Below are 23,960 nucleotides of genomic sequence, written 5' to 3' on the forward strand. Positions count from 1 at the left end.
CATGGGGGCATGCCCCAGCGCCTCGGGCTTCTGAGGGCCGCCCTCCTCCTGCTCCTCTTCCTCGCCTTTCTGGACCTGAGGTGGCCCTTGCCGGGCCGGGTGGTCTACCTCCTGGACTTTTCCCCTTCCGCCCGGGAGGCGGTCTTCGCCCTGGCCTCGAGGCTTCCCAAGGACGCGGTGTACGTGGCCTTCGCCGAGCGGGCGGCCACCCTGCCCTCGCCCACGGCCCGGCGGCTGGACCTCGGGGAGAAAACCGATCTCAGGGCGGCCTTCGCCGAGGCCAAGCGGCTGAACCCCGCCCGGGTGGTCCTGGTCTCCGACGGGCTTTTGGAGCCCGTTCCCCCGTCCTTTCCCCTGGATGCCCTCTACGTCCCCCCGAAGGCCCACGTGGCGGTGCGCCTCGTCCCTCCCGCCTACCCCCTCTACGGGGAGACCGTGGGGGTAGGGGTGGTGCTGGAAGCCCCTCTTCCGGCGGAGGCCAGGCTCCGGGTGGAGGGGCCTGGGGGGGTCCTGGAGCGCGCCTTGAGGGTGGAGGGGAGGCGGGCCCTCGTCTACACCTTTCCCCTCACGGAGAAGGCAGGGGTGCGGGCGGCAGCGGAGGGCCCTTGGGGAAGGAGCGAGGCGGAGGTGGAAGTGGCCCCCGCCGACCGGGCGCGGGCCCTGGTGCTCGGGGACCCGGCCACGGCCCGCTACCTCGAGGCCCAGGGCTTCCAGGTGGAGGAGGGCTTCAGGCTTCCCCTGGAGGCCGATCTAGTGGTGGTGGGCGCGGGGGTTTTGGACCTCCCCGAGGGGGCCCCGGAGGCCCTCCGGGGCTTCCTCCGCCAGGGGGGAGGCCTCCTCTTCACCGCCACCCCCAAGGGCCTCTTCTTCGGGGGGTGGGACCGGGCGCTCCCCGAAGAGCTTCCCCTGAAGCCTTTAGGCCGGGAGGGGGCGGCCTTGGTCCTGGTCCTGGACGTCTCCGGGAGCATGGAGGGGGAGAAGCTTTCCATGGCGGTGGCCGGGGCCTTGGCCCTGGTGGAAAGCGCCGCCCCCGAGGACCGCCTGGGGGTGGTGGTCTTCGCCTCGAGCCACCGGGTCCTCTTCCCCCCAAGGCCCATGACCGCCCAGGTCAAAAAGGAGGCGGCAAGCCTCCTCCTCTCTCTAAGGGCGGGGGGCGGGACGGTCCTCGGGGGGGGCTTCCGGGAGGCGGTGCGCCTCCTAGAGGGGGTGCCCGGGGGGCGGAAGGCGGTTTTGGTCCTCACCGATGGCCTGGTCGCCGATGCCAAGGAGCCCATCCTGGACCTCGCCCAGACCTCCGGGGTGGAGGTGAGCGCCCTGGCCCTGGGCGAAGACGCCGATCTCCCCTTCCTGCAGGAGCTCGCCCGGAGGGGCGGGGGGCGGTTTTACCGGGCGGCCTCCCCCAGGGAGCTTCCCCGCCTCTTCCTCAAGGAGGGCCAGGAGGTCTTCCGGGGGGAGGGCCTGGAGGGGCGGTTTCCCGTGGAGGCGAGGCCCCACCCCCTCACCGAGGGCTTCCGCTTTCCCCCCCTTTCCGTCCTCCTCCCCGCAAGGGCCGAGCCCTGGGCCGAGGTGCTCCTCCAAAGCGGCGAGCGGGCCGTCCTCGCCATCGGGGAGCGGGGGGAGGGGCGGGTGGCGGCCTTAGCCACGGACCTCTCCCGCTCCTGGCGGGACTTCCCCGGGGCCTCGGCCTTCCTCGGGGGGCTTGCCCGCTGGCTTGCGGGGGCGAGGCGGGCCCTCGCCCTCTACGCCTACCCCGAGGGCAAGGGGGTCAGGGTGGTCCTCCTTGGAGGGCTGGAGCGCCCCGTGGTCCTCGCCGGGGGGAAGGAGGTGCCGCCCCTTCCCTCGGGGCCCCTGCGGTACGAGCTCCACCTGGAGGAGCCGGGGGTTCTCCTGGACGGAAAGCGCCGCCTCCCCCTCCCCCTTCCCCTGCCCGGGGAGTGGACCCCCCGGGACGGGAAGGCCCTCCTTCAGGCCCTGGCCGAGGCCTCGGGGGGGAGGCTCCTTTCCCCGGAGGAGCTCCCCGCAAGGGCCCCGGTGGACCTCCCCTTGAGGCCCTACCTCCTGGGCCTCGCCCTCCTCCTCTTCCTGGGGGAGCGGGCCCTCGAGGCCCGCCGGAACCGGGGCACAACGGGGGAGGGCCCTTTGGGCTAAGACCTGCAAAGGGCCGAGGAGGAAAACCGCCGCCTGGCCCAGGAGGTGAGGGCGGCCCTGCTGGGGCGGGCCTGGGACCCGGAGAGGCTTTCCGAGTTGCGCCAGGTCCTGGAGGAGGCCTGGCTGGAGCTGGTCCTTCACGCCTCGCCCCAAGCCAGCAAGCTCGAGGCCCTCATCCAGGGCCTGGAGTGCCTTCTTGCGGGAACCCCTCGCCGATCTGAACGAGAACCGCCTCCCCCCGCACCGTGAGGACCCCTTCGGCGTAGAGCTCGGTTTCCACCACCACCTTCCTGCCCTTCACCTCCCGGGCTCGGCCCAGGAGGAGGAGCTCCGGGCCCAGGGGGGTGGGCTTGAGGAAGTCCACCTTGAGGCTCGCGGTGACGAAGCGGAGGGGGGTGGCCTCCAGGGAAAGCCCCTCGGCCTGGGCCTTGGCCGCGGCCGCCGTGGCGGTGGAGTGGCAGTCCACCAGGGAGGCCAAAAGCCCGCCGTAGACGAAGCCGGGGAGGGCGGTGTGGTGGGGAGAGGGGGTGAAGCGGGTCTCGCTAAGCCCTTTTTCGGCGTTCCAGTAGGTCTTGATGTGGAGGCCGTGGGCGTTCAGGTAGCCGCACCCGTAGCAGTGGGCCCACTCCGGGGGGTAGTAGAGCTGGATGGCCTTCATGCGAGCCCCTGGGCTTTCCAGCGCTCCGGCACCGCCTTCCTCAGGAAGTCCACGATCTCCTGGGTGCTGGTCCCGGGGCCGAAGACGGCGGCCACGCCTAGGGCCTTGAGCTTGGGCACGTCCTCGTCGGGGATGATCCCCCCGCCAAAGAGGAGGATGTCCGAGGCCCCCCGCTCGTCCAAAAGGCGCTTCACCTCCCGGAAGTAGTGCATGTGGGCCCCGGAGAGGATGGAGAGCCCGACGGCGTCCACGTCCTCCTGGATGGCGGCGGAGACGATCATCTCCGGGGTCTGGCGGAGCCCGGTGTAGATGACCTCCATCCCCGCGTCCCTGAGGGCCCGGGCCACCACCTTGGCCCCGCGGTCGTGCCCGTCCAGGCCCGGCTTGGCGATGAGCACCCGTATGCGCCGCTCCGTGCTTTCCATATCGGCCTCCTTAGACGTAGGCGGGCTCCTGGTAGGTGCCGTAGACCTCCCGCAGCACGTCCATCATCTCCCCCAGGGTGCAGTAGGCCAGGGCGCACTCCACGAAGTGGGGCATGGTGTTCTGCCCCTCCACCGCGGCCTGCCGCAGGCCCTTTAGGGCCTCCTCCACCCGCTTCGGGTCGCGCTCCCGCCGCACCCGGGCGAGGCGCTCCGCCTGGACCCTTTCCACCTCCGGGTCCACGAGCTGGATGGGCACCTCCAGGGGGATCTCGTCGGTGAAGGCGTTCACCCCCACGATGATCCTTTCCTTGCGCTCCACCTCCTGCTGGTAGCGGTAGCTGGCCTCGGCGAGCTCCCGCAGGAAGTACCCCTCCTCAATGGCCCGCACCACGCCCCCCATGCGGCGGATCTCCTCAATGATGGCCATGGCCTGCCGCTCCATCTCGTCGGTGAGCCACTCCACGTAGTAGCTCCCCGCCAGGGGGTCAATGGTGTGGGTGACCCCGGTCTCGTAGGCGATGATCTGCTGGGTGCGGAGGGCGATGGTGGCGCTCTCCTCCGTGGGCAGGGCCAGGGCCTCGTCGTAGGCGTCGGTGTGGAGGCTCTGCGTGCCCCCGAGGACCGCCGCCAGGGCCTGGATGGCCACCCGGGCGATGTTGTTCAGGGGCTGCTGGGCGGTGAGGGACACCCCGGCGGTCTGGGCGTGGGTGCGGAGCATCCAGCTCTGGGGGTTCTTGGCCCCGTAGCGGTAGCGCATCTCCTTGGCCCAGATGCGCCGGGCCGCCCGGAACTTGGCGATCTCCTCAAAGAAGTCGTTGTGGACGTCAAAGAAGAAGCTGATGCGGGGGGCGAACTCGTCCACGTCCAGGCCCCGCTTGAGGGCGGCCTCCACGTACTCAAAGCCGTCCGCCAGGGTCCAGGCGAGCTCCTGCACCGCCGTGGAGCCCGCCTCCCGGATGTGGTAGCCGGAGACGGAGATGAAGTTCCACTTGGGGACGTTCTTGGGCCCCCACTCAAAGGTGTCTATCACCAGCTTCACGCTGGGCTCGGGGGGAAAGATGAACTCCTTCTGGGCGATGAACTCCTTGAGGATGTCGTTCTGGATGGTGCCCCCGAGCTTCTTCCAGTCGTAGCCCCGCTTCTTGGCCACCGCCAGGTACATGGCCCAGATGGCGTTGGCGGGGCTGTTGATGGTCATGGAGGTGGTGACCTCCTCGAGGTGGATCCCTTCAAAGAGGACCTCCATGTCGGCGAGGCTAGAGACCGCCACCCCGCACTTCCCCACCTCCCCCTTGGAGAGGGGGTGGTCGGAGTCGTAGCCCATGAGGGTGGGGAGGTCAAAGGCCACGCTGAGCCCGGTCTGGCCCGCCTTTAAGAGCTTCTTAAAGCGCTCGTTCGTCTGCTCGGCGGTGCCGAAGCCGGCGAACATGCGCATGGTCCAAAGCTTGGACCGGTACATGGAGCCGTAGACCCCCCGGGTGTAGGGGAACTCCCCGGGAAAGCCCCGCTTCTCCTCGTACTCGGGGTCCAAAACCCCGATGTCCTCGGGGGTGTAGAGGGGCTCGGGGGCGATATCGGAGAGGGTCTTGTGGGCCACGGGCCTCTCCGGCATCTTCTCCAGGCTCTTCCGGTAGGTTTCCCTGAGCCAGTCGTGTTTCTTGCGCATGGGCCCTCCCTTGGTCTTTAGTGTACGCTTTTTTGCCGCTGGGGAAAAGAGCGTCATATCGCCCCATGCTGGCTTGCGCCAGAATGGGGGCCCGGAAAAAGACGCCCCAGGGCGATTGGGCTTCGGCTTGGGTGACCTCCAAGGCGTCTCGGGAAAGAGGGCTTTGGGGCCTACCTTCAGGGCCCCTTGCGCTCGCTTTCCGGCTCCACGTGGATGGTGACGCTAAGCCCGGGGATGGCCTCCTCCAGGGCCCGCTCCAGCCGGTCGCAGAGCCGGTGGGCCTCGGCCACGGGGGTTTCCCCGGGCACCACCAGGTGGAACTCCAGAAAGGCCCGGTGCCCCGCCTTGCGGGTCTTGAGGTCGTGGACCTCGAGGGCCTTTCCCCCAAGTTCCCTTGCGATCACCGCCTCTATGCGGGCCACCTCCTCGGGGGAAAGCCCGGCGTCCATCAGCCCTCCCACCGAGTCCCGGACCAGGCGGAAGCCCATGAGGAGGATGTTCCCCGCCACCACTAGGGCCAGAAGGGGGTCCAGGACCCAAAGCCCCGTGAGCCAGGCCAGGCCCACTCCCAGAAAGACCCCTACCGAGGTGAGGACGTCGGAAAGAACGTGGTAGCCGTCGGCCACCAGGGCCGGGGAGCGGTGAAGCCGCCCCTTCCGGATGAGGTGGTAGGCCAAAAGGCCGTTGGTCCCAGAGGCCAGGAGGCTCACCCCTAGCCCGGGGCCCAGGCCCTCCAGCGGCACCGGGCGAAGGAGGCGGGGCAGGGCCTCCTGCGCGATGAGGAGGGCGGCCAGGACCACCAGCACCCCTTCCAGCACCGCCGAGAAGTACTCCGCCTTGGTGTGGCCGAAGGGGTGGGTGGCGTCCGGGGGCTTATGGGCCAGGCGGATGGCGAAGAGGGCCAAAAGGGCCGCGGCCACGTTGACGATGGACTCCAGGGCGTCGGAGAGGAGGGCCACCGAGCCCGTGAGGAGGTAGGCCAGGGCCTTCAGGCCCAGGACCAGGAGGGCGACGAGGAAACTAAGGCGGGCGGCGCGCTCGGCCACTAACCTTCCTTCCCGGCCTCCTCCAGCTCCTCTTGCCCCTCCTTCCTGGGCTTCATCAGGGGGAAGAGGAGGACGTCCCTTAAAGAGGGCTGGTCGGTGAGGAGCATGGTGAGGCGGTCTATCCCGAGGCCAAGCCCCGCCGCCGGGGGCATGCCGTACTCCAGGGCTAAGAGGAAGTCCTCGTCGGGCTCGGGGGCTTCCTCGTCCCCCTCCTTGCGGCGCCTCGCCTGCTCCAGGAAGCGCTCCCTCTGGTCCAGGGGGTCGTTGAGCTCGGAGTAGGCGGGGGCGAGCTCCATCCCCCCGGCGAAGAGGTCCCAGCGCTCGGTGAGGCCGGGCTTCTCCCGGTGGCGTTTGGCCAGGGGGCTGATGGCCAGGGGAAAGTCAAAGACGAAGGTGGGGTCCTGGAGCTCGGGCTCCACGTAGATCCCGAAGAGCTTGTCCAAAAGCTTGTAGCTCGGCACCTGGGAAAGCTCAGGGTGGTGGGCGTCGGCCCAGAGCCTGAGGCGCTCCAGGTCCAGGGGGTCAAAGGAAAGGCCCGCCTTCTCCTTCAGGGCCTCCACGAAGGAGATGCGCTTGAAGGGCGGCTTGAAGTTCAGCACCCGCCCCTGGTAGGGGACCTCGTAGCCCCCGAAGAGGTGGTAGACCAAGCCCGAGAGGAGCTCCTCCACCAGGCCCGCCATGTCCTGGTAGTCGGCGTAGGCCCAGTAGGCCTCCAGCATGGTGAACTCGGGGTTGTGGTTGTGGTCAATGCCCTCGTTGCGGAAAACCCGCCCGATCTCAAAGACCTTCTCGTACCCCCCCACCAGGAGGCGCTTGAGGTAAAGCTCCAAGGAGATGCGGAGGAAGAACTCGTCGTCCAAGGCGTGGTGGTAGGTCCGAAAAGGCCTCGCCTCCGCCCCCCCGGTGGTGGCCTGGAGGACGGGGGTTTCCACCTCCAAAAAGCCCTTCTCCTCAAAGAAGCGGCGGATGTAGCGAAGGATGGCCGCGCGCCTGTGGAAGACCTCCCGCACCTCGGGGTTGACGATGAGGTCCAGGTAGCGCTGGCGGTAGCGCACCTCCTTGTCCTTGAGGCCGTGCCACTTGTCGGGGAGGGGGTGGAGGGCCTTCACCAGGGGGGTCCAGGAGAGGACCTTCACCGTGACCTCCCCCGTCTTGGTGGTGAAGACCGTTCCCTTCACCCCCAGGATGTCCCCCACGTCCAGCCTCTTCAGGAGCTCGTAGCGGGGGGTGAGGTCCTTCTGGAAGTAGAGCTGGATCCTCCCCGTTTCGTCCAGGAGGTGGGCGAAGGTGACCTTGCCCATGCGGCGGATGGCCAAAAGCCTCCCCGCCAGGGCCACCTCCTCCTCGGGCCACTCGCTCTCCGGCGGGGCGCCCTCCTTGCCCTTTAGGACCTCCCGGGCGCTATGGGTCTTGGGGAAGCGGTAGGGGTAGGGTTCAAACCCCGCCTCCACCAGGGCTTCCAGGTTCAGGAGGCGTTGGCGCGTCTGCTCGTTCATCTTAGCCGTGGACCGCCACCACGCGGAACTCCTTCTTGCCCTTGGGGGTTTCCAGGGAGAGGACGTCCCCCACCCGGTGGCCCAGGAGGGCCTTGCCCATGGGGGAGGCGTCGGAGATCTTCATGGGGGTCTCCAGGACGCTGGCCTCGGCGGGGGAGACCACCTGCACCTCTAGGCGTTCCCCGGTGGCAGGGTCTTCCAGCTCCACCACCGAGCCCAGGCCGATGACCTCCCCCGTGGCCTCCTCAAGGATCACCGCCCGGGAGAGGACGTCCTCGAGGCTGTCGATGCGGGCCTCAATGCGGGCCTTCTCCTGCTTCGCCGCCTCGAGCCCCGAGTCGTCGTAGTCGTCGCTGGACTCCATGAGCTCCTGCAGGATCTGGGTGGCCTCCTGGAGGCGCCTCCTCTCCTGCTCCAGCTGCTGCATGAGCCGCTCGTAGCCGGCCTTGGTCAGCTTCACCTCGCGCGCCATAGCTCACCTCGTAAGTCGTGGAGGCCGGCCAAAGCCGACCTCCCTGGCCCAAGGGCCCCCTTCTCAGGTGAGTATACCCCGAAGGAGGATTTCCCTCAAACGCTCGGGCTCCGCCCGGCTGGCGCAGGCCTCGGTGTCCTGGCAGAGGACCAGGTAGCGCAGGTGGGTCTCCCTGCCCCCCACGGGATGCCGGAAAAAGCCCAGGGCGCTCCCCGAGAGGTGGCGGCGGCAGGCCTCGCACACCTGGGGGCCTCCCACGTGCCCCGGGAGGGGCTCGAGGGTGAGCCGAAGCTCCGGGGGGCCCTTCTCCGCGATGACCACCCGGCCCTCCTCGTCCCGGTAGTAGAGGATCTCCCCCAAGGGAAGGAGGTCAGGGGAGGTGCCTGGAAAGAGCTCCAGGATCATCTCCCGCTCTTCGTAGTCCATGCCTCTAGCTTAGCCCAAGCCGGGCGAGAAGGGGCGGCAGGAGGAGGTAAAGGCCCAAAAGAAGGGAGAAGAGGCTCGCCACCAACACCGCCCCCGCGGCGGTGTCCTTGGCCTGTTTGGCCAGGGGGTGGTAGACGGGGCTCGCCAGGTCGGTGAGGGCCTCGAGGGCGGTATTGAGGAGCTCCAGGGAGAGGACCAGGGCGGCCATGAGGAGGATGGGGGTGAGGTCCACCCCAAGCCAGAGGCCAAGCCCCACCGCCAGGGCCCCCAGGAGGACCTCTATGCGGAAGTTGCGCTGGACCCGCCAGGCGTAGGCCAGGCCTTCCCAGGCGAAGGCGAAGGAGCGCAAGACCCCCTTTAGAGGGCGAGGATCCTCTCTTGGACGCGGCGGAACCCCTCCCAATCCTCCTCCTTTTGGTGGTCGTGCCCGAGGAGGTGCCAGAGCCCGTGGGCGGCGAGGACCAGCACCTCCTCCTCCAGGGAGGCCCCCCGGGCCTCGGCCTGCCTTTTTGCGGTGTCCAGGCTGATCCAGATGTCCCCGAGGTGGGGAGGGACGAAGGGGTCCCCGGGCTCGTAGTGGGGGAAGGAGAGGACGTCCGTGGCCTCGTCCTCCCCCCACCACGCCCGCTTCAGGGCGCGAAGCCGGCGGTCCCCGGTGAGGATCACCGTGACCGCCCTGTCCCCCACCTCGAGCTCCCGCATGAGCCCCTCCAGGGCCCGGCGAAGCCTCGGCCTAAGCCCCCTCGGAGGCCTTTTGTTGGCCACGATCGCCACCACGCTCGGCCTCCTCGTAGGCCTTGATGATGCGGGCCACCAGGGGGTGGCGCACCACGTCGGACTCCTTGAAGTAGACGAAGGCGATGCCCTCAATCCCCTTCAGGATGCGGGTGGCCTCCACCAGGCCCGACCTTTGGGGCTTGGGCAGGTCAATCTGGGTCACGTCCCCGGTGATGACCATCTTGGAGGAGAAGCCCATGCGGGTGAGGAACATCTTCATCTGCTCCGGGGTGGTGTTCTGGGCCTCGTCCAGAATGATGAAGGCATCATTAAGCGTTCTGCCCCTCATGAACGCTAAAGGCGCCACCTCAATGATTCCAGATTGGAGATATTGCTCAAAACGCTCCGCGTCAATCATGTCAAAGAGGGCGTCGTAGAGGGGCCTGAGGTAGGGGTCCACCTTGGCCTGGATGTCCCCCGGCAAAAAGCCCAGCTTCTCCCCCGCCTCCACCGCGGGCCGGGTGAGGACGATGCGCTTCACCTTGCGGGCCCTCAGGTGGCTCACAGCCATGGCCACGGCCAGGTAGGTCTTGCCCGTGCCCGCGGGGCCGATGCCGAAGGTGATGTCGTGCTGGGCGATGGCCTCCACGTAGCGCCTCTGGCCCGGGGTCTTTGGGCGGAGGCGGCCGGGGAGGGCGAGCTCGGTCTGGGGCGTGGTGGCCTGGTAGAGCCCCTCCCCCTCCAGGGCGAGGGCCACCGCCTGCTCCAAGGTGGGCTCGTCCAGCTCCGCCCCCTGGCGCAGGAGGGCGAGGAGGTCCCGGAGGGCCCTTTCCGCCTTTTCCACCGCCTCCTGGTCCCCAAGGAGCTCCACCCCTTCCCCCCGGGCCACCAGCTTCAGGCGGTCGCCGAAGGCCTCTTTGAAGAGGCCCCGGAGCTTCTTCAGGTTCCGGTCGGCCTGGCCCAGGAAGGCCAAGGCCTCCTCGGACCTCAGGGGAATCACCACCCTCTGGGCTTCTTCAGGATCTCGTGCCATATCACCCCTTTGAGCAGGCTTTGGCGGTCGGTGGAGAGGAGCCCCTTGCGCCCTTTGGCCCTAGGGGGTTCCTCGAGGGCCTCCTCCCGGAAGCGCACCTCCAAGGGGGTGCGCTCGGAGGAGGGAAGGCGCTCCAAGCTTTGCCCCTCTTCCCGCCGGGGCTCGGGGGGAGGGGGTGGGGGCGTGGGCTTGGGCCGGGCCTTAGGCCGGGGTTTGGGGAGGGGCTCGGGGACGGGCAGGTCCTCGGGGAAGCCCGGGGGGGTGGGAGGGGCCCCCCGGCGGAAAAGGCCCTGGAGGGCGGGCAGGACCACGAAGAAGAGGAGGAAAAGGAGGCCCAAAAGGTCGTCCAGGCTCATTCCTCGCCCTCGGGCTTGGCCGCCCGGCTGATGGACTCCCGCATGTCGGTGTCGGCCTCGATGTTCTTCAAGCGGTAGTAGTCCATGACCCCCAGGTTCCCCTTCCTCAAGGCCTCGGCCAGGGCCAGGGGCACCTGGGCCTGGGCCTCCACCAGCTTGGCCCGCATGGCCTCCACCAGGGCCCGGTTCTCCTGCTCGGCGGCCACGGCCATGGCCCTTCGCTCCTCGGCCTTGGCCTGGGCGATCTTCTTGTCGGCCTCCGCCTGGTCGATCTGGAGCTGGGCCCCGATGTTCTTGCCCACGTCCACGTCGGCGATGTCCACGGAGAGGATCTCAAAGGCGGTGCCCGCGTCCAGCCCCTTTTCCAGCACGGTCTTGGAGATGCGGTCGGGGTTCTCCAGGACCTCCTTGTGGGAGTTGGCGCTGCCGATGGTGGTGACGATGCCCTCCCCCACCCGCGCGATGATGGTCTCCTCCCCGGCCCCACCCACCAGGCGGTCGATGTTGGCCCGCACCGTGACCCGGGCGGTGGCCAAAAGCTGGATCCCGTCCTTGGCCACGGCGGCCACCATGGGGGTCTGGATGACCTTGGGGTTCACGCTGACCCGCACCGCCTCCAAGACGTCCCGGCCCGCGAGGTCTATGGCTGCCGCCCGGTCGAAGGTGAGCCGGATCCCCGCCTTATCGGCGGCGATGAGGGCGTCCACCACCCGGTCCACGTTGCCCCCGGCGAGGTAGTGGGCCTCGAGGCGGTCCAGCCTTACGTCCAGCCCCGCCTTGGTGGCCTTGATGAGGGGGTAGATGATCTTGGCCGGGGGAACCCGCCTCAGGCGCATGGCCACCAGGGTGAGGAGGGGGACCCTGACCCCCGCCGCCCAGGCCGAGATCCAAAGCCCCACCGGGATGAAGCTAAAGAAGAGAAAAACCAGGACGAGAACGACAAAGGCTAGAAAAAGCACGCCGAGTCCTTCCATATCACACCTCCATAGGTTCCACCACCACCGTGGGCCCCCGCACCTCCACCACCCGGATGGCGGTGCCCTTAGGGATGAAGCCCCGGTTGGCCACCACGTCTACCCGCTTGGCCCCAAAACGGGCCACGCCCCCCGGCCTCAGGTCCGTGAGGGCGGTGCCCACCATGCCCACCTCCACCTCCTCCGGGGTGGCGTGGGCCTCGATGGCGCTTTCCAGAACCAGGGCCCGGGCGGGCCTCGTCCTCGGCAGGTAGCGGAAGACCAAGAGGAGGCCCAGGCCCAGGGCGATCACGGCGATGGCCATCACCATGAGGGCGTTTTCCCCGAAGGTGAAGTAGACCGAGGCCAGGATGCTTCCCACCCCCAAGGCCCCGGCCACGCCGAAACCGGGGAAGAGAAAGGCCTCGGCCAGGAGGAGCCCCACCCCCAGGAAGAAGAGGAGGAGTTCAAAGGCTCCGGAAAGCCCCGCGAGCCACCCCCCGGCGAAGTAGAGGGCGAGGAAGGCGAGGCCCAAGGCCCCCATGGCCCCAAATCCCGGGGTGAAGAGCTCCAAGAGAAGGAGAAGAAGCCCCAAGGCGAGGAGGAGGCCCGCCACGGTGGAGCTGGTGAGGAAGCGGGCCACCTGGACCCGGGGGCCGGGCAGAAGGCGGGTGGTCTCCGGGGCGAAGCCCGCCTGCCGCAGGGCCTCGGGGAGGCTTCCCGCCTTGAAGTCCGCCACCTTGAGCTCCACCGCCTTGTCGGCGGAGAGGGTCAGGGGCTCCCCCTTGGCGGAAAGGCCGGGGACCTCGAGGTTCGGGTCCACCATGGCCTCGGCGAGCTCCACGGGCCGCCCCCTGGCCTCGGCCACGGCCCGGAACTTTCCCTTGAGGGCGGAGATCACCTTTTGGTCTGCGGCCTTTGGCTCCTGGAGGGGCAGGGCCACCACGGGGAGGGCGGCCCCGATCTCCGAGCCCGGGAGCATGGCGATCTGGCGGCAGGAGAGGGCGATGAGGGCCCCGGCGGAGAAGGCGTTCTGCACCACGGCCAGGGTGGGGAGGGGGGTCTTTAGGATGCGGTCGGAGATGCGGATGGCGGCGTCCACCCGCCCCCCCGGGGTGTCAATGAGGAAGACCACGCCGCTCGCCCCTTCCCGCTCCGCCCGGGCGAGGGCCTGTTCCACGAAGACCGCCAAGGCGGGGTCAATCTCCCCCTCTATGGGCACGAGGTAGGTCTTCCCCAGGGCCAGGGGGAGGAGGAGGGCGAGGGCCAAAAGCCTTTTCACCGCTTCCATTCTATACGGTTTCCCGGGGGTTGGGTGGCTTGGGCCACGCTATCCTTGCTATCCTTAAGGGGATGCTGCGCCTTGGCCTCTTGGGCCACCCCGTGGCCCACTCCCTCTCCCCGGCCATGCACGCCTTCGCCCTGGAAAGCCTCGGGCTCAAGGGGACCTACGAGGCCCTGGACACCCCTCCCGAGGGGCTTCCGGAAAGGCTTGCGGAGGTGCGGCGGGCCTTCAGAGGGGTAAACCTGACCATCCCCCTAAAGGAGGCCGCCCTGGCCTACCTGGACTGGGTCTCTCCCGAGGCCAAGGGGATCGGGGCGGTGAACACGGTCCTAAGGGTGGAGGGGCGGCTTTTCGGCTTCAACACCGACGCCCCGGGCTTCCTCGAGGCCCTGAGGGCGGGGGGCATTCCCCTAAAGGGCCCCGCCCTGGTGCTCGGGGCCGGGGGGGCGGGGCGGGCCGTGGCCTTCGCCCTGAAGGGGGCGGGCCTCGAGGTCTGGGTCTGGAACCGCACCCCGGAAAGGGCCCTCGCCCTGGCGGAGGAGTTCGGCCTAAGGGCCGTCCCCCTGGAAAGGGCGAGGGAGGCCCGGCTCCTCATAAACGCCACCCGGGTGGGCCTCGAGGACCCCGCCGCAAGCCCCCTCCCGGCGGAGCTTTTCCCGGAGGAGGGGGCGGCGGTGGACCTGGTCTACCGCCCCCTTTGGACCCGGTTTCTGCGGGAGGCCAAGGAAAGGGGCCTAAAGGTCCAGACCGGCCTTCCCATGCTCGCCTGGCAGGGGGCTTTGGCCTTCCGCATCTGGACGGGCCTCTTCCCCGACCCCTTGGGCATGGAGGAGGCGGCCCGCCGGGCCTTGGGGGAAGCGTGAGCTTTACCCTGGCCGCCCTTGTGGTCCTCGAGGAGACCATCCAGAAAAGCCGCTTCATCGCCAAGGCGGCCCCCGTGGCCTCGGAGGAGGAGGCCTTGGCGTTTTTGGCTCAGAACCGGGAGCCCGAGGCCACCCACAACCCCTACGCCTACAAGATCGGCCCCCTCTACCGCTTCTCCGACGACGGGGAGCCCGCGGGCACCGCGGGCAGGCCCATCCTCCACGCCATAGAGGCCCAGGGGCTGGACCGGGTGGCGGTCCTGGTGGTGCGCTACTTCGGCGGGGTCAAGCTTGGGGCCGGGGGGCTCGCGCGGGCCTACGGGGGCGTGGCGGCGGAGGCCCTCCGCCGGGCGCCCAAGGTCCCCTTGGTGGAGCGGGTAGCGGTGGCCTTCCTGGTTCCCTTCGCCGAGGTGGGCCGGGTCTACGCCCTCCTTCAGGCCCGCGCCCTCGAGGCCGAGGAGACCTACACCCCGGAGGGCGTGCGCTTCGCGCTTCTCCTCCCCGAAACCGAGCGGGAAGGCTTCCTCAAGGCCCTCCTGGACGCCACCCGGGGGCAGGTGGCCCTGGAGTAGCATGGAGGCGATGCTTCCGCTCTTCCAGCCCAAGGGCCGGGTCCTCCTGGTGGACGGCCACCACCTGGCCTACCGGGCCTTCTTCGCCCTGAAGGGCCTCACCACGAGCCGGGGCGAGCCGGTGCAGGCGGTCTTCGGCTTCGCCAAGAGCCTCCTCAAGGCCCTGAAGGAGGACGGGTACAGGGCCGTCTTCGTGGTCTTTGACGCCAAGGCCCCCTCCTTCCGCCACGAGGCCTACGAGGGCTACAAGGCGGGGAGGGCCCCCACCCCCGAGGACTTCCCCCGGCAGCTTGCCCTCATCAAGGAGCTGGTGGACCTCCTGGGGCTCGTCCGCCTCGAGGTCCCCGGCTACGAGGCGGACGACGTCCTCGCCACCCTGGCCAAGAAGGCGGAAGGGGAGGGGTACGAGGTCCGCATCCTCACCGCCGACCGGGACCTCTACCAGCTGGTTTCCGACCGCGTCGCCGTTCTCCACCCCGAGGGCCACCTCATCACCCCGGGATGGCTTTGGGAGAGGTACGGCCTTAGGCCGGAGCAGTGGGTGGACTTCCGCGCCCTGGCGGGGGACCCTTCCGACAAACTCCCCGGGGTCAGGGGCATCGGGGATAAGACCGCCCTAAAGCTCCTCAAGGAGTGGGGGAGCCTGGAAAACCTCCTCAAGAACCTGGACCGGGTGAAGCCGGAAAGCGCCCGGGAGAAGATCAAGGCCCACCTGGAAGACCTCAGGCTCTCCTTGGAGCTTTCCCGGGTGCGGGCCGACCTTTCCCTGGAGGTGGACTTCTCCCAAGGGGGGAAGCCCGACCGGGAGGGGCTAAAGGCCTTCCTGGAGCGGCTTGAGTTCGGAAGCCTCCTCCACGAGTTCGGCCTTCTGGAAAGCCCTACCCCCACAGAGGAGGCCCCCTGGCCCCCGCCGGAAGGGGCCTTCGTGGGCTACCTCCTCTCCCGCCCCGAGCCCATGTGGGCGGAGCTAAGGGCCCTCGCCGCCTGCAAGGAGGGCCGGGTCCACCGGGCGGAAGACCCCCTTTCCGGCCTCCGGGACCTCAGGGAGGTCCGGGGCCTCCTCGCCAAGGACCTGGCCGTCTTGGCCCTCCGGGAGGGCCTGGACCTCCCGCCTTCGGACGACCCCATGCTCCTCGCCTACCTCCTGGACCCCTCCAACACCACCCCCGAGGGGGTGGCCAGGCGCTACGGGGGGGAGTGGGTGGAGGAGGCCGCCCAAAGGGCCCTCCTCGCCGAAAGGCTCCAAAGGAACCTCCTGGAGCGCCTGAAGGGGGAGGAGAAGCTCCTTTGGCTTTACGAGGAGGTGGAAAAGCCCCTCTCCTGGGTCCTGGCCCACATGGAGGCCACGGGGGTGAGGCTGGACGTGGCCTACCTGAAGGCCCTTTCCCTGGAGCTTGAGGGGGAGGTAAGGCGCCTCGAGGCCGAGGTCTTCCGCCTGGCGGGCCACCCCTTCAACCTGAACTCCCGGGACCAGCTGGAGCGGGTCCTCTTTGACGAGCTCGGCCTTCCCGCCATCGGCAAGACGGAGAAGACCGGAAAGCGCTCCACCAGCGCCGCGGTGCTGGAGGCCCTCCGCGAGGCCCACCCCATCGTGGGGAAGATCCTGGAGTACCGGGAGCTCACCAAGCTCAAGAGCACCTACATAGACCCTCTTCCCGGCCTCGTCCACCCCAGGACGGGCCGCCTCCACACCCGCTTCAACCAGACGGCCACGGCCACGGGGAGGCTTTCCAGCTCCGACCCCAACCTGCAGAACATCCCCGTGCGCACCCCCCTGGGCCAGAGGATCCGCCGGGCCTTCGTGGCCGAGGAGGGGTGGGTGCTGGTGGCCCTGGACTATAGCCAAATAGAGCTAAGGGTCCTCGCCCACCTCTCGGGGGACGAGAACCTGATCCGGGTCTTCAAGGAGGGCCAGGACATCCACACCGAGACCGCGAGCTGGATGTTCGGCGTGCCCAAGGAGGCCGTGGACCCCCTCATGCGCCGGGCGGCCAAGACGGTGAACTTCGGCGTCCTCTACGGCATGTCGGCCCACCGGCTCTCCCAGGAGCTTGCCATCCCCTACGAGGAGGCCGCGGCCTTCATTGAGCGCTACTTCCAGAGCTTCCCCAAGGTGCGGGCCTGGATAGAGAAGACCCTGGAGGAGGGGAGAACGCGGGGCTACGTGGAGACCCTCTTCGGCAGGAGGCGCTACGTGCCCGACCTCAACGCCCGGGTGAAGAGCGTCCGGGAGGCCGCCGAGCGCATGGCCTTCAACATGCCCGTCCAGGGCACCGCCGCCGACCTCATGAAGCTCGCCATGGTGAAGCTCTTCCCCCGCCTTAAGGAGATGGGGGCCCGGATGCTCCTCCAGGTCCACGACGAGCTCCTCCTGGAGGCCCCCAAGGAACGGGCCGAGGAGGTGGCGGCCCTGGCCAAAGAGGTCATGGAGGGGGTCTACCCCCTCGCCGTGCCCCTGGAGGTGGAGGCGGGGATGGGGGAGGACTGGCTATCGGCCAAGGGCTAAACCTCTTTGGCCGCCATCTCATGGGGCTCTAATGGAGGGCCGCTATCCTTCCCCTCAAGGAGGAACCGCTATGAAGAGGCTCTTTCTCGCGTGGGCGGCGGCGCTCCTGGGCGCCCTGGCCTGGGGGCAGGGGGCGGTGGTGGAGGTGGAGGCCCCCCAGATCAACGCCAAGGTCCGGCTGGTGGGGTGCACCCGGGACCGGGAGGCCCGGGTGGTCTGCCAGGTGGTCTTCCAGAGCCTGGCCCAGACCAACCAGACGGTCACCGTGCTCCAGAGCACCGTGCGGGCCCTGGGCCCGGACGGCACCCTCTACGCCGGCCGCCTCAGCGTGGAGGGGGGTACGGCCGACGAGACCAAGGTGGTCTTCGGCTTCCCCACCGGGGCCCGGGTGAACGGCTACCTCCTTTTCCCCGACGTGCCCCCGGGGGTCAACCTCTTTCCCCTCGTCACCCTGGGCGGGCTGAGCTTCCGGGGCATCCCCGTGGCCGCGGGGCAGGCCCCCTCCGCCCCGGCGGCCGCCGAGCCCAGCCCCTCCGCCCCCGGGGAGGACCTCTGGGCCTCCTGGGACCGGCGGCTTAGTGTCAGTCCCCTTCACGTTCTTTACGTGGCCAAAGACGGGACGGTGTGGGCCTGGGGTCGGAACGACTTTGGCCAGCTCGGCATTGGCAAGACCTCCGAGGCCGAGCCCCAGCCGGTGAAGGTCCAGGGCCTCACCGACGTGGTGGCGGTGGCGGCGGGTTGGCACCACTCCCTGGCCCTGCGGCGGGACGGCACGGTCTGGGCCTGGGGCAAGAACGACCACGGCCAACTGGGCATCACCCCGAACCCCCTGGTGCCCTACCCGGTGCGGGGCCTGACCGACGTGGTGGCCATCCGGGCGGGGTTTGACACCAGCTACGCCCTGCGGCGGGACGGGACCCTTTGGGCCTGGGGCTGGGGGCGCTTTGGCATCCTCGGCACCGGGGACTTCGCCGACCGCCCCCTCCCCACCCAGGTTCAGGGCATTTCCGGGATCAAGGCCCTGCCCCAAGGGGTCTTCGGCGATGCCGTGGCCGGGGTGCTCCGGGAGGACGGCACGGTCTGGGTCTGGGGGCATAGCCGCCACGGCCTTCTGGGCACGGGGGAGGGGTGCGCCTTCTGGCAGAGCGGCTGGGAGGAGAACCTGGGCCAGGCCACCCCGGTCCAGGTGAAGGGGCTCAAGGACGTGGCCCAGCTGGCCGTGGGCGGGGGCTACTTCGTGGCCCTCCTGAAGACCGGGGAGGTGGTGGCCTGGGGCACGAGCCACCGGGGGCAGGCGGGGGTCTTCAACGACTACTGCGCCCCCATCACCAAGGTGCCCGACCTTAGGGACGTGGTGCGGGTCCAGGCGGGAGGCATCGTGAGCTCCGCCCTCACCCGGGATGGCACCCTATGGATGTGGGGGATGCACACGAGTTGGGGTGGGCCCCAGGGCGGGTTCTTAGGCATGCTGGGCATCGGTCCGGTGCAGCGGGACTGGGACCGGCCCGTGCCCCCCATCGGCATGGACGGGGTGGTGTTCTGGAAGGGGTGGGACACCACCTTCGCCGTGAAGCGGGACGGCACGGTCTGGGCCTGGGGCCGGAACGACTACGGCCAAATCGGGAACGGGACCCGGGAGAACCAGCCCGTACCCATCCAGGTGAAGCTCCCCGACGCGCCCTGAAGGGGGGTTTCTAAAAAGGCCAGGGGGCTCGCAAGGGGTGCCCCCTGGCCTTTGGCTTCGGGGGGGTAGGGTTTGCTCAGCGCGCTGAGTATTTTTACTCAGCCTACTGAGCAAATCAAGGCCCAAGGCGTCCTCCCGTCCCCGGCCCTGGTATAGTGGCCGCCGTGAGGCGCTACTTCGGCACCGACGGGGTGCGGGGGGAGGCGGGAAAGCCCCCCCTCACCCCGGAGTTCGTCCTGAAGCTCGGCCAGGCGGCGGGGGCCTACTTCCGGACCCATAGCCCCAAGCCCGTGGTCCTCCTCGCCAAGGACACCCGGGAGTCCTCGGACCTCCTGGAGGCCGCCCTGGCGGCGGGGCTTATGAGCCAGGGGGTTAGGGTGGAGCACCTCGGGGTCCTCCCCACCCCGGGGGTGGCCCACCTCACCAGGGCCCTAGGGGCCACGGCGGGGGCCATGATCTCGGCAAGCCACAACCCCTACCAGGACAACGGCATCAAGTTCTTCGGGCCCAATGGGGAGAAGCTTCCCGACGAGGCGGAGGAGGAGATAGAGCACCTCCTCCTGGAGGACCACCCCACCCGGGGCATCGGCACCGTGGGGGACTTCCGGGAGGCGGAGAGGATGTACCTGGACTTCCTCCTCGCCCACGCCCCGGACCTCACGGGGCTAAAGATCGGCCTGGACCTCGCCCACGGGGCCACCTACCGCATCGGCCCCAAGCTCTTCCAGAAGGCGGGGGCCGAGGTCATGGCCTTCTTCAACACCCCGGACGGCCGGAACATCAACCGGGCCTGCGGCTCCACCCACCCCGAGGCCCTGGCCCGCTTCGTGGTGGAGCTCGGGCTGGACTTGGGCCTCGCCTTTGACGGGGACGGGGACCGGGTGCAGTTCATAGACCGCAAGGGGCGCCTCTTCCACGGGGACCACGTCCTCTACCTCGCCGCCTTGGCCTTTGGGGAGAAGGGCGTGGTGGGGACGGTGATGAGCAACATGGCCCTGGAGGTGGCCCTGAGGGAGAGGGGCCTCGCCTTCCACCGGGCGGCGGTGGGGGACCGGTACGTGCTGGAGAAGCTCAAGGAGACGGGCCTCGCCCTTGGGGGGGAGCCCTCGGGGCACGTGATCTTCCTCCGCCACCACACCACGGGGGACGGCCTCCTCACCGCCCTCCTCACCCTGAAGGCCCTGAAGGCCCTGGGGGGGGATCTCGCCGACTGGTACGAGGCGTTGCCCCTCTACCCCCAGGTGCTCCTCAACGTGCGGGTTTCCGACAAGGCCAAGGTGATGGGGGACTCGAGGCTTGGGGAAGCCCTCCGGGAGGCCGAGGCCCGCCTTGGGGGGAGGGGTCGGGTGAACGTGCGCCCCTCGGGCACCGAGCCCCTCGTCCGGGTCATGGTGGAGGCGGAGGAGGGGGCGGAGGAGGTGGCCCGGGCCCTTGCTGAGGTGGTGGCCTCCTTGGACCGGGGGCAGGGGCCGGGGTAGGATGGGGACGTGAGCTACGGGAAAGCCCATCTGGAGGAAAGGCTTCTTCGGGCCCTGGCCGAGGCCGTGGGGGAGCTTGAGGACCCGAGGCTCTTCCTCCTCACGGTGGAGGCGGTGCGCCTCTCCCCGGATGGCCGGGTGCTGTCCGTCTACGTGGAGGCCTTCCAGGAGGAGGAGCGGGCCTTTGAGGCCCTGCGCCACGCGCAAAGGCGGCTCTTGACCGCCGTGGCCAGGAGGGTGCGCCTGCGCCACCTGCCCAGGCTGGAGTTCCTGCCGTGGAGAGCGTCACCCGCATAAGGGTCCGCTACGCCGAGACGGACCAGATGGGGGTGGTCCACCACTCGGTCTACGCCGTGTACCTCGAGGCCGCCCGGGTGGACTTCCTGGAGAAGGCAGGGCTTCCCTATCACCAGGTGGAGGCGAGGGGGGTCTATTTCCCCGTGGTGGAGCTCGGCCTCACCTTCCGCGCCCCCGCCCGCTTCGGGGAGGAGGTGGAGGTGAGGACCCGCCTCGCCGAGCTCTCCTCCCGCGCCCTCCTCTTCCGCTACCGGGTGGAGCGGGAAGGCGCCCTCCTCGCCGAGGGCTTCACCCGCCACCTCTGCCAGGTGGGGGGAAGGGCGGCCCGCATCCCGGAGGAGATCCACCGGGCCTTGAGCGTGCTATGCTTAAGGTAGCATTGGGGCATGGACTTGGACGCTTTCGCCCTCTTTGAACGCCACATCAACCCTGGCCTCGCGGGCCTTCTCCGCTTCACCGGCCTTGACCGGGTGGAGTCCCACGCCGAAGGCCCCTACGTCTGGGATACCCAGGGCAAGCGCTACCTGGACTTCCTGGGCCTCTACGGTGCCCTGAACCTGGGCCACCGCCACCCCAGGGTGGTGGAGGCGGTGAAGCGCCAGCTTGACCGGATGCCCATGTCCGTGCGGGTCCTGGTCTCGGAGCCCACGGCCCGGCTTGCCGCCAAGCTCGCCGAGATCACCCCCGAGGGTCTGGAGATGGTCTTCTTCGGCAACTCCGGGGCCGAGGCGGTGGAGGCCGCCATCAAGCTGGCCCGGGCCTACACGGGGAAGCCGGGGATCATCACCACCCAAGGGGGGTTCCACGGCAAGACCCTGGGGGCGCTCTCCCTCACCCCCAAGCCCGAGTACCAGGACCCGGCGAGGCCCCTCCTCCCCGGGGTCAAGGTGGTGCCCTACGGGGACCTAAAGGCCCTGGAAGAGGCCCTGGACGAGGACACGGGGGCGGTGATCGTGGAGCCCGTCCAGGGGGAAGGGGGGATCCGGGTGCCCCCCGAGGGGTACCTCCGGGGCGTGCGGGAGCTCACCCGGGAAAAGGGCGTCCTCATGATCGCCGACGAGGTGCAGACCGGCCTCGGCCGCACGGGGAGGCTCTTTGGGGTGGACTGGGAAGGGGTTTCCCCGGACCTCATGACCCTGGCCAAGGCCCTGGGGGGCGGGGTGATGCCCATCGGGGCCTGCGTGGGGAGGCGGGAGGTCTTTGAGGTCTTCAAGGGAAACCCCCTCTTCCACTCCTCCACCTTCGGGGGAAACCCCTTGGCGGCGGCGGCGGCCCTCGCGGCCATTGAGGTGACCCTGGAGGAGAGGCTACCGGAGCGGGCCCTGGAGCTTGGGGCCTACCTGATGGAGGGGCTAAAGGCCCTCAAGGGGCGCCACCCCCACCTCATAGCGGACGTGCGGGGCCGGGGGCTCATGGTGGGGGTGGAGTTCGCCGACGCCGACATCGGGGCCCTGGTGGTGGCGGGGATGGCGGAAAGGGGCGTCCTCACCGCCTTCGGCCTGAATAACCCCAAGGTGGTCCGCCTCGAGCCCCCCCTCATCATCGGCAAGGAGCACGTGGACGAGGCCCTCGCCGCCTTCTCGGAGGCCCTTTTGGCCACGGAGAAGGCCCTCGAGGGCCTTCTAGGATAAGATGCAAGAAGCTTTGCTGGAGTTCTTCAAGAAGACGGGCAGGCCGCACCGGCTGGAGGAGATCCTCCACCGCTTCGGCCTGGGAAAGCGGGAGGCCAAGGCCCACCTCAAGGCCCTGGTGGACCGGGGGCTTTTGGAGAAGCGGGGAAGCCGCTACTTCCTCTCCAACCGGGTGCAAGGCCCCTTGAGCCTCCACCGGGACGGCTATGGCTTCGTGCGCCTCCCCGAAGGGGACCTCTTCATCCCCCCCGGCTACACCCAGGACGCCTGGCCGGGCGACCTGGTGGAGGCCCGCCTCATGCCCCCGAGCCGGGACGGGAGGCCCTTTGGGGTGGTGGAGCGGGTCCTCAAGCGGGCGCGGGAGCGCCTCGTGGGCACCCTGGACTTCCGGAAAGGCCGCGCCCTCCTCCTTCCCGACGAGCCCAACCTCCCGGAGCTTCCCCTCGTCCCCGAGGGGCTTGAGGGCCTGAAGCGGGGAAGCCGCATCGTGGTGGAGGTCCACTACGGCAAGCGCCCTTACGGGACGTTTTTGCAGTACCTGGGGGAGGGGGACACTCCCGAGACCGAGACCGAGGCCGTCATCGCCAAGTACGGCCTCCGCGCCGAGTTCCCCGAGAAGGTCCTGAGGGAGGCCGAGGCCATCCCCCTGGAGATCCCCGAGGAGGAACTCAGGAGGCGGCAGGACTTCCGGGGCTTAAGGGTCTTCACCATAGACGGGGTGGACGCCAAGGACTTTGACGACGCCATCCACGTGGAGAGGCTTCCCGGGGGCTACCGCGTCGGGGTCCACATCGCCGACGTCTCCCACTACGTGAAGGAGGGGAGCCTCCTGGACCAGGAGGCCTTCCAGAGGGGCACGAGCGTCTACCTCCCGGACCGGGTCCTTCCCATGCTTCCCGAGCGGCTTTCCAACGGGGTCTGTTCCCTAAAGCCAGGGGAGGACCGCCTGGTCCTTTCCGTGCTCGTGGACCTCACCGAGGACCTGAAGGTCAAGCGGGTGCGCTTCGCCGAAGGGGTCATTAGGAGCGTGGCCCGCCTCACCTACACCGAGGTGGAGGCCTTCGCCGAGGGGTTCGGCCTCCCCGAGGAGCACGTCTTCCTGGCCGAGGACCTTTCCCTTCTCCTGAAGCTAACCCAAAGGATGCGGGAGAGGCGCCTGGAGGAGGGGGCTTTGGACTTCAGCTTCCCCGAGGTGAAGGTGGAGGTGGGGGAAGAGGGGGAGCTCCACCTCATCCCCCAGGCCGAGCCCAGGGCGAGGAGCCTCGTTGAGGAGCTCATGCTCCTCGCCAACCGCCTGGTGGCCGAGCACCTGGTGAAGAAGGGCCTCCCTGCCCTCTTCCGGGTTCACGAGGAACCGGTCCAGGAGGCCTACGAGCGCCTCCGCCAAGCCCTGGCCCGCCTGGGCTACGATCTTCCCCAGAAACTTTCCAATGAAGCCCTGCAGAGGGCCCTCCTCGCCTCCCGGGGGCGGCCCGAGGAGCCCGTGGTGGCCTACCTCGTCTTGCGCTCCCTGCGCCTTGCCCGCTACGCCCCGGAGAACCTGGGCCACTTCGGTTTGGCCCTGGAGCACTACCTGCACTTCACGAGCCCCATCCGCCGCTACCCCGACCTGGTGGTGCACCGGGTGCTCAAGGCCGCCCTGAGGCGCACCCTCACGGAAAGGCGCAAAGAGCGCTGGCTCGCGGAGTTTCCCGCCATCGCCGACCACGCCTCGGAGATGGAGAGGAAGGCCGAGGCCGCCGAGCGGGAGCTCACCAAGTACTACATGGCCAAGTGGGCGGAGCTCCACCTGGGGGAGCGCTTTTTGGGGAAGGTGACCGGGGTGGCGGCCTTCGGGGCCTTCGTGACCCTACCCAACGGGGTGGAGGGGCTGGTGCGCCTCGAGGCCCTGGGGCCTTACACCTACAGCGAGGAGGCCCTCGCCCTCCTCGGCCCCAAGGGGAGGAAAATCCGCCTCGGGGACGCCATGGAGGTGGTCATCGCCCGGAGCGACCCGAGGCTCAGGCAGATAGACCTTTTGCCCTACGTGGAGGAGGCCTCCACGAGGCTTAAGGTAAAGGAGGTGGACATGCGCAAGGTGGTAGGACCCCCCAAGGACAAGGCCCGGGACACCCGTCCCGAGCGGGCCACGGTGCACAGCGTTTATTTCGGCGAGTGGGCCCCCAAGGAGGACCGGGAGGAGAACCGCCCGGGCCCTGGCCGGCCCCGCCGGAAGCGGCGCCGCTAAGTGCCCGCACTTGGCTTTGCA

Annotated in this window: 23 protein-coding genes; 10 read left to right on the forward strand and 13 right to left on the reverse strand. The window is 69.2% G+C overall.

What is annotated here, in order from left to right:
- The first annotated feature begins 9 nt into the window (after positions 1-9).
- Positions 10-2,148: a vWA domain-containing protein gene (locus tag ABJK26_RS08445; RefSeq protein WP_347241839.1), complete on the forward strand. Its 2,139-nt coding sequence runs from the start codon at positions 10-12 to the stop codon at positions 2,146-2,148.
- A 172-nt stretch (positions 2,149-2,320) separates the two neighbouring features.
- Here ABJK26_RS08445 and ABJK26_RS08450 read toward each other — a convergent pair whose 3' ends face one another.
- The 13 genes from ABJK26_RS08450 to ABJK26_RS08510 form a co-directional block, all read right to left on the reverse strand.
- Positions 2,321-2,806 carry a PaaI family thioesterase gene (locus ABJK26_RS08450; protein WP_347241840.1) on the reverse strand — a complete coding sequence of 162 codons (486 nt, stop codon included), beginning with the start codon at positions 2,804-2,806 and terminating at the stop codon, positions 2,321-2,323.
- Positions 2,803-3,231 (reverse strand): cobalamin B12-binding domain-containing protein, encoded by a 429-nt coding sequence (locus ABJK26_RS08455; RefSeq protein WP_347241841.1) that lies wholly within the window; start codon positions 3,229-3,231, stop codon positions 2,803-2,805. Before ABJK26_RS08455 ends, ABJK26_RS08450 begins: the two co-directional genes overlap by 4 nt.
- Before the next feature lie 10 nt (positions 3,232-3,241).
- On the reverse strand, positions 3,242-4,897 hold the full coding sequence (locus tag ABJK26_RS08460) for a methylmalonyl-CoA mutase family protein (protein WP_347241842.1): 1,656 nt from the start codon (positions 4,895-4,897) through the stop codon (positions 3,242-3,244).
- Positions 4,898-5,073: 176 nt separating this feature from the next.
- Positions 5,074-5,943 (reverse strand): cation diffusion facilitator family transporter, encoded by an 870-nt coding sequence (locus tag ABJK26_RS08465; protein ID WP_347241843.1) that lies wholly within the window; start codon positions 5,941-5,943, stop codon positions 5,074-5,076.
- Complete coding sequence (gene lysS / locus ABJK26_RS08470) at positions 5,943-7,439, reverse strand: lysine--tRNA ligase (RefSeq protein WP_347241844.1); 1,497 nt, start codon at positions 7,437-7,439, stop codon at positions 5,943-5,945. The genes ABJK26_RS08465 and lysS overlap by 1 nt, the downstream gene beginning before the upstream one ends.
- Position 7,440: 1 nt before the next feature.
- The gene (locus tag ABJK26_RS08475) at positions 7,441-7,911 is read right to left on the reverse strand and encodes a GreA/GreB family elongation factor (protein WP_347241845.1); all 471 of its coding nucleotides are present in this window, start codon (positions 7,909-7,911) and stop codon (positions 7,441-7,443) included.
- A 63-nt stretch (positions 7,912-7,974) separates the two neighbouring features.
- Positions 7,975-8,337, reverse strand: a complete 363-nt coding sequence (locus tag ABJK26_RS08480; protein ID WP_347241846.1) for a hypothetical protein — start codon at positions 8,335-8,337, stop codon at positions 7,975-7,977.
- A 4-nt stretch (positions 8,338-8,341) separates the two neighbouring features.
- Positions 8,342-8,740 carry a diacylglycerol kinase family protein gene (locus ABJK26_RS08485; protein ID WP_347241847.1) on the reverse strand — a complete coding sequence of 133 codons (399 nt, stop codon included), beginning with the start codon at positions 8,738-8,740 and terminating at the stop codon, positions 8,342-8,344.
- Positions 8,695-9,114: an rRNA maturation RNase YbeY gene (ybeY, locus tag ABJK26_RS08490; protein WP_347241848.1), complete on the reverse strand. Its 420-nt coding sequence runs from the start codon at positions 9,112-9,114 to the stop codon at positions 8,695-8,697. Before ybeY ends, ABJK26_RS08485 begins: the two co-directional genes overlap by 46 nt.
- Entirely contained in the window at positions 9,071-10,087 is a 1,017-nt protein-coding gene (locus tag ABJK26_RS08495) for a PhoH family protein (protein WP_347241849.1), read from the reverse strand. Before ABJK26_RS08495 ends, ybeY begins: the two co-directional genes overlap by 44 nt.
- A complete protein-coding gene (locus ABJK26_RS08500) occupies positions 10,051-10,443 on the reverse strand; it encodes a hypothetical protein (RefSeq protein WP_347241850.1) in 393 nt (130 codons plus the stop codon). Before ABJK26_RS08500 ends, ABJK26_RS08495 begins: the two co-directional genes overlap by 37 nt.
- The gene (floA, locus tag ABJK26_RS08505) at positions 10,440-11,417 is read right to left on the reverse strand and encodes a flotillin-like protein FloA (protein WP_347241851.1); all 978 of its coding nucleotides are present in this window, start codon (positions 11,415-11,417) and stop codon (positions 10,440-10,442) included. Before floA ends, ABJK26_RS08500 begins: the two co-directional genes overlap by 4 nt.
- Position 11,418: 1 nt before the next feature.
- Complete coding sequence (locus ABJK26_RS08510) at positions 11,419-12,687, reverse strand: NfeD family protein (protein ID WP_347241852.1); 1,269 nt, start codon at positions 12,685-12,687, stop codon at positions 11,419-11,421.
- Between the two features lie 62 nt (positions 12,688-12,749).
- On the opposite strand from ABJK26_RS08510, the gene aroE reads away from it, so the two are divergent.
- From aroE to rnr, 9 genes are all read left to right on the forward strand, one after another.
- Complete coding sequence (aroE, locus tag ABJK26_RS08515; protein ID WP_347241853.1) at positions 12,750-13,544, forward strand: shikimate dehydrogenase; 795 nt, start codon at positions 12,750-12,752, stop codon at positions 13,542-13,544.
- Positions 13,541-14,116 (forward strand): YigZ family protein, encoded by a 576-nt coding sequence (locus ABJK26_RS08520; protein ID WP_347241854.1) that lies wholly within the window; start codon positions 13,541-13,543, stop codon positions 14,114-14,116. The genes aroE and ABJK26_RS08520 overlap by 4 nt, the downstream gene beginning before the upstream one ends.
- A 1-nt stretch (position 14,117) precedes the next feature.
- Entirely contained in the window at positions 14,118-16,622 is a 2,505-nt protein-coding gene (polA, locus tag ABJK26_RS08525) for a DNA polymerase I (RefSeq protein WP_347241855.1), read from the forward strand.
- A gap of 70 nt (positions 16,623-16,692) precedes the next feature.
- Positions 16,693-18,306, forward strand: a complete 1,614-nt coding sequence (locus ABJK26_RS08530; protein WP_347241856.1) for a hypothetical protein — start codon at positions 16,693-16,695, stop codon at positions 18,304-18,306.
- Positions 18,307-18,470: 164 nt separating this feature from the next.
- On the forward strand, positions 18,471-19,784 hold the full coding sequence (gene glmM / locus ABJK26_RS08535; protein WP_347241857.1) for a phosphoglucosamine mutase: 1,314 nt from the start codon (positions 18,471-18,473) through the stop codon (positions 19,782-19,784).
- A 9-nt stretch (positions 19,785-19,793) separates the two neighbouring features.
- Positions 19,794-20,081 carry a ribosome-binding factor A gene (locus ABJK26_RS08540; RefSeq protein WP_347241858.1) on the forward strand — a complete coding sequence of 96 codons (288 nt, stop codon included), beginning with the start codon at positions 19,794-19,796 and terminating at the stop codon, positions 20,079-20,081.
- Entirely contained in the window at positions 20,060-20,458 is a 399-nt protein-coding gene (locus ABJK26_RS08545; protein ID WP_347241859.1) for a thioesterase family protein, read from the forward strand. Before ABJK26_RS08540 ends, ABJK26_RS08545 begins: the two co-directional genes overlap by 22 nt.
- A gap of 9 nt (positions 20,459-20,467) precedes the next feature.
- Positions 20,468-21,712 (forward strand): aspartate aminotransferase family protein, encoded by a 1,245-nt coding sequence (locus tag ABJK26_RS08550; RefSeq protein ID WP_347241860.1) that lies wholly within the window; start codon positions 20,468-20,470, stop codon positions 21,710-21,712.
- Between the two features lies 1 nt (position 21,713).
- Positions 21,714-23,939: a ribonuclease R gene (gene rnr, locus ABJK26_RS08555; protein ID WP_347241861.1), complete on the forward strand. Its 2,226-nt coding sequence runs from the start codon at positions 21,714-21,716 to the stop codon at positions 23,937-23,939.
- Positions 23,940-23,960 lie beyond the last annotated feature (21 nt).

The organism is Thermus sp., from assembly GCF_039793865.1.
GTDB lineage: Bacteria > Deinococcota > Deinococci > Deinococcales > Thermaceae > Thermus.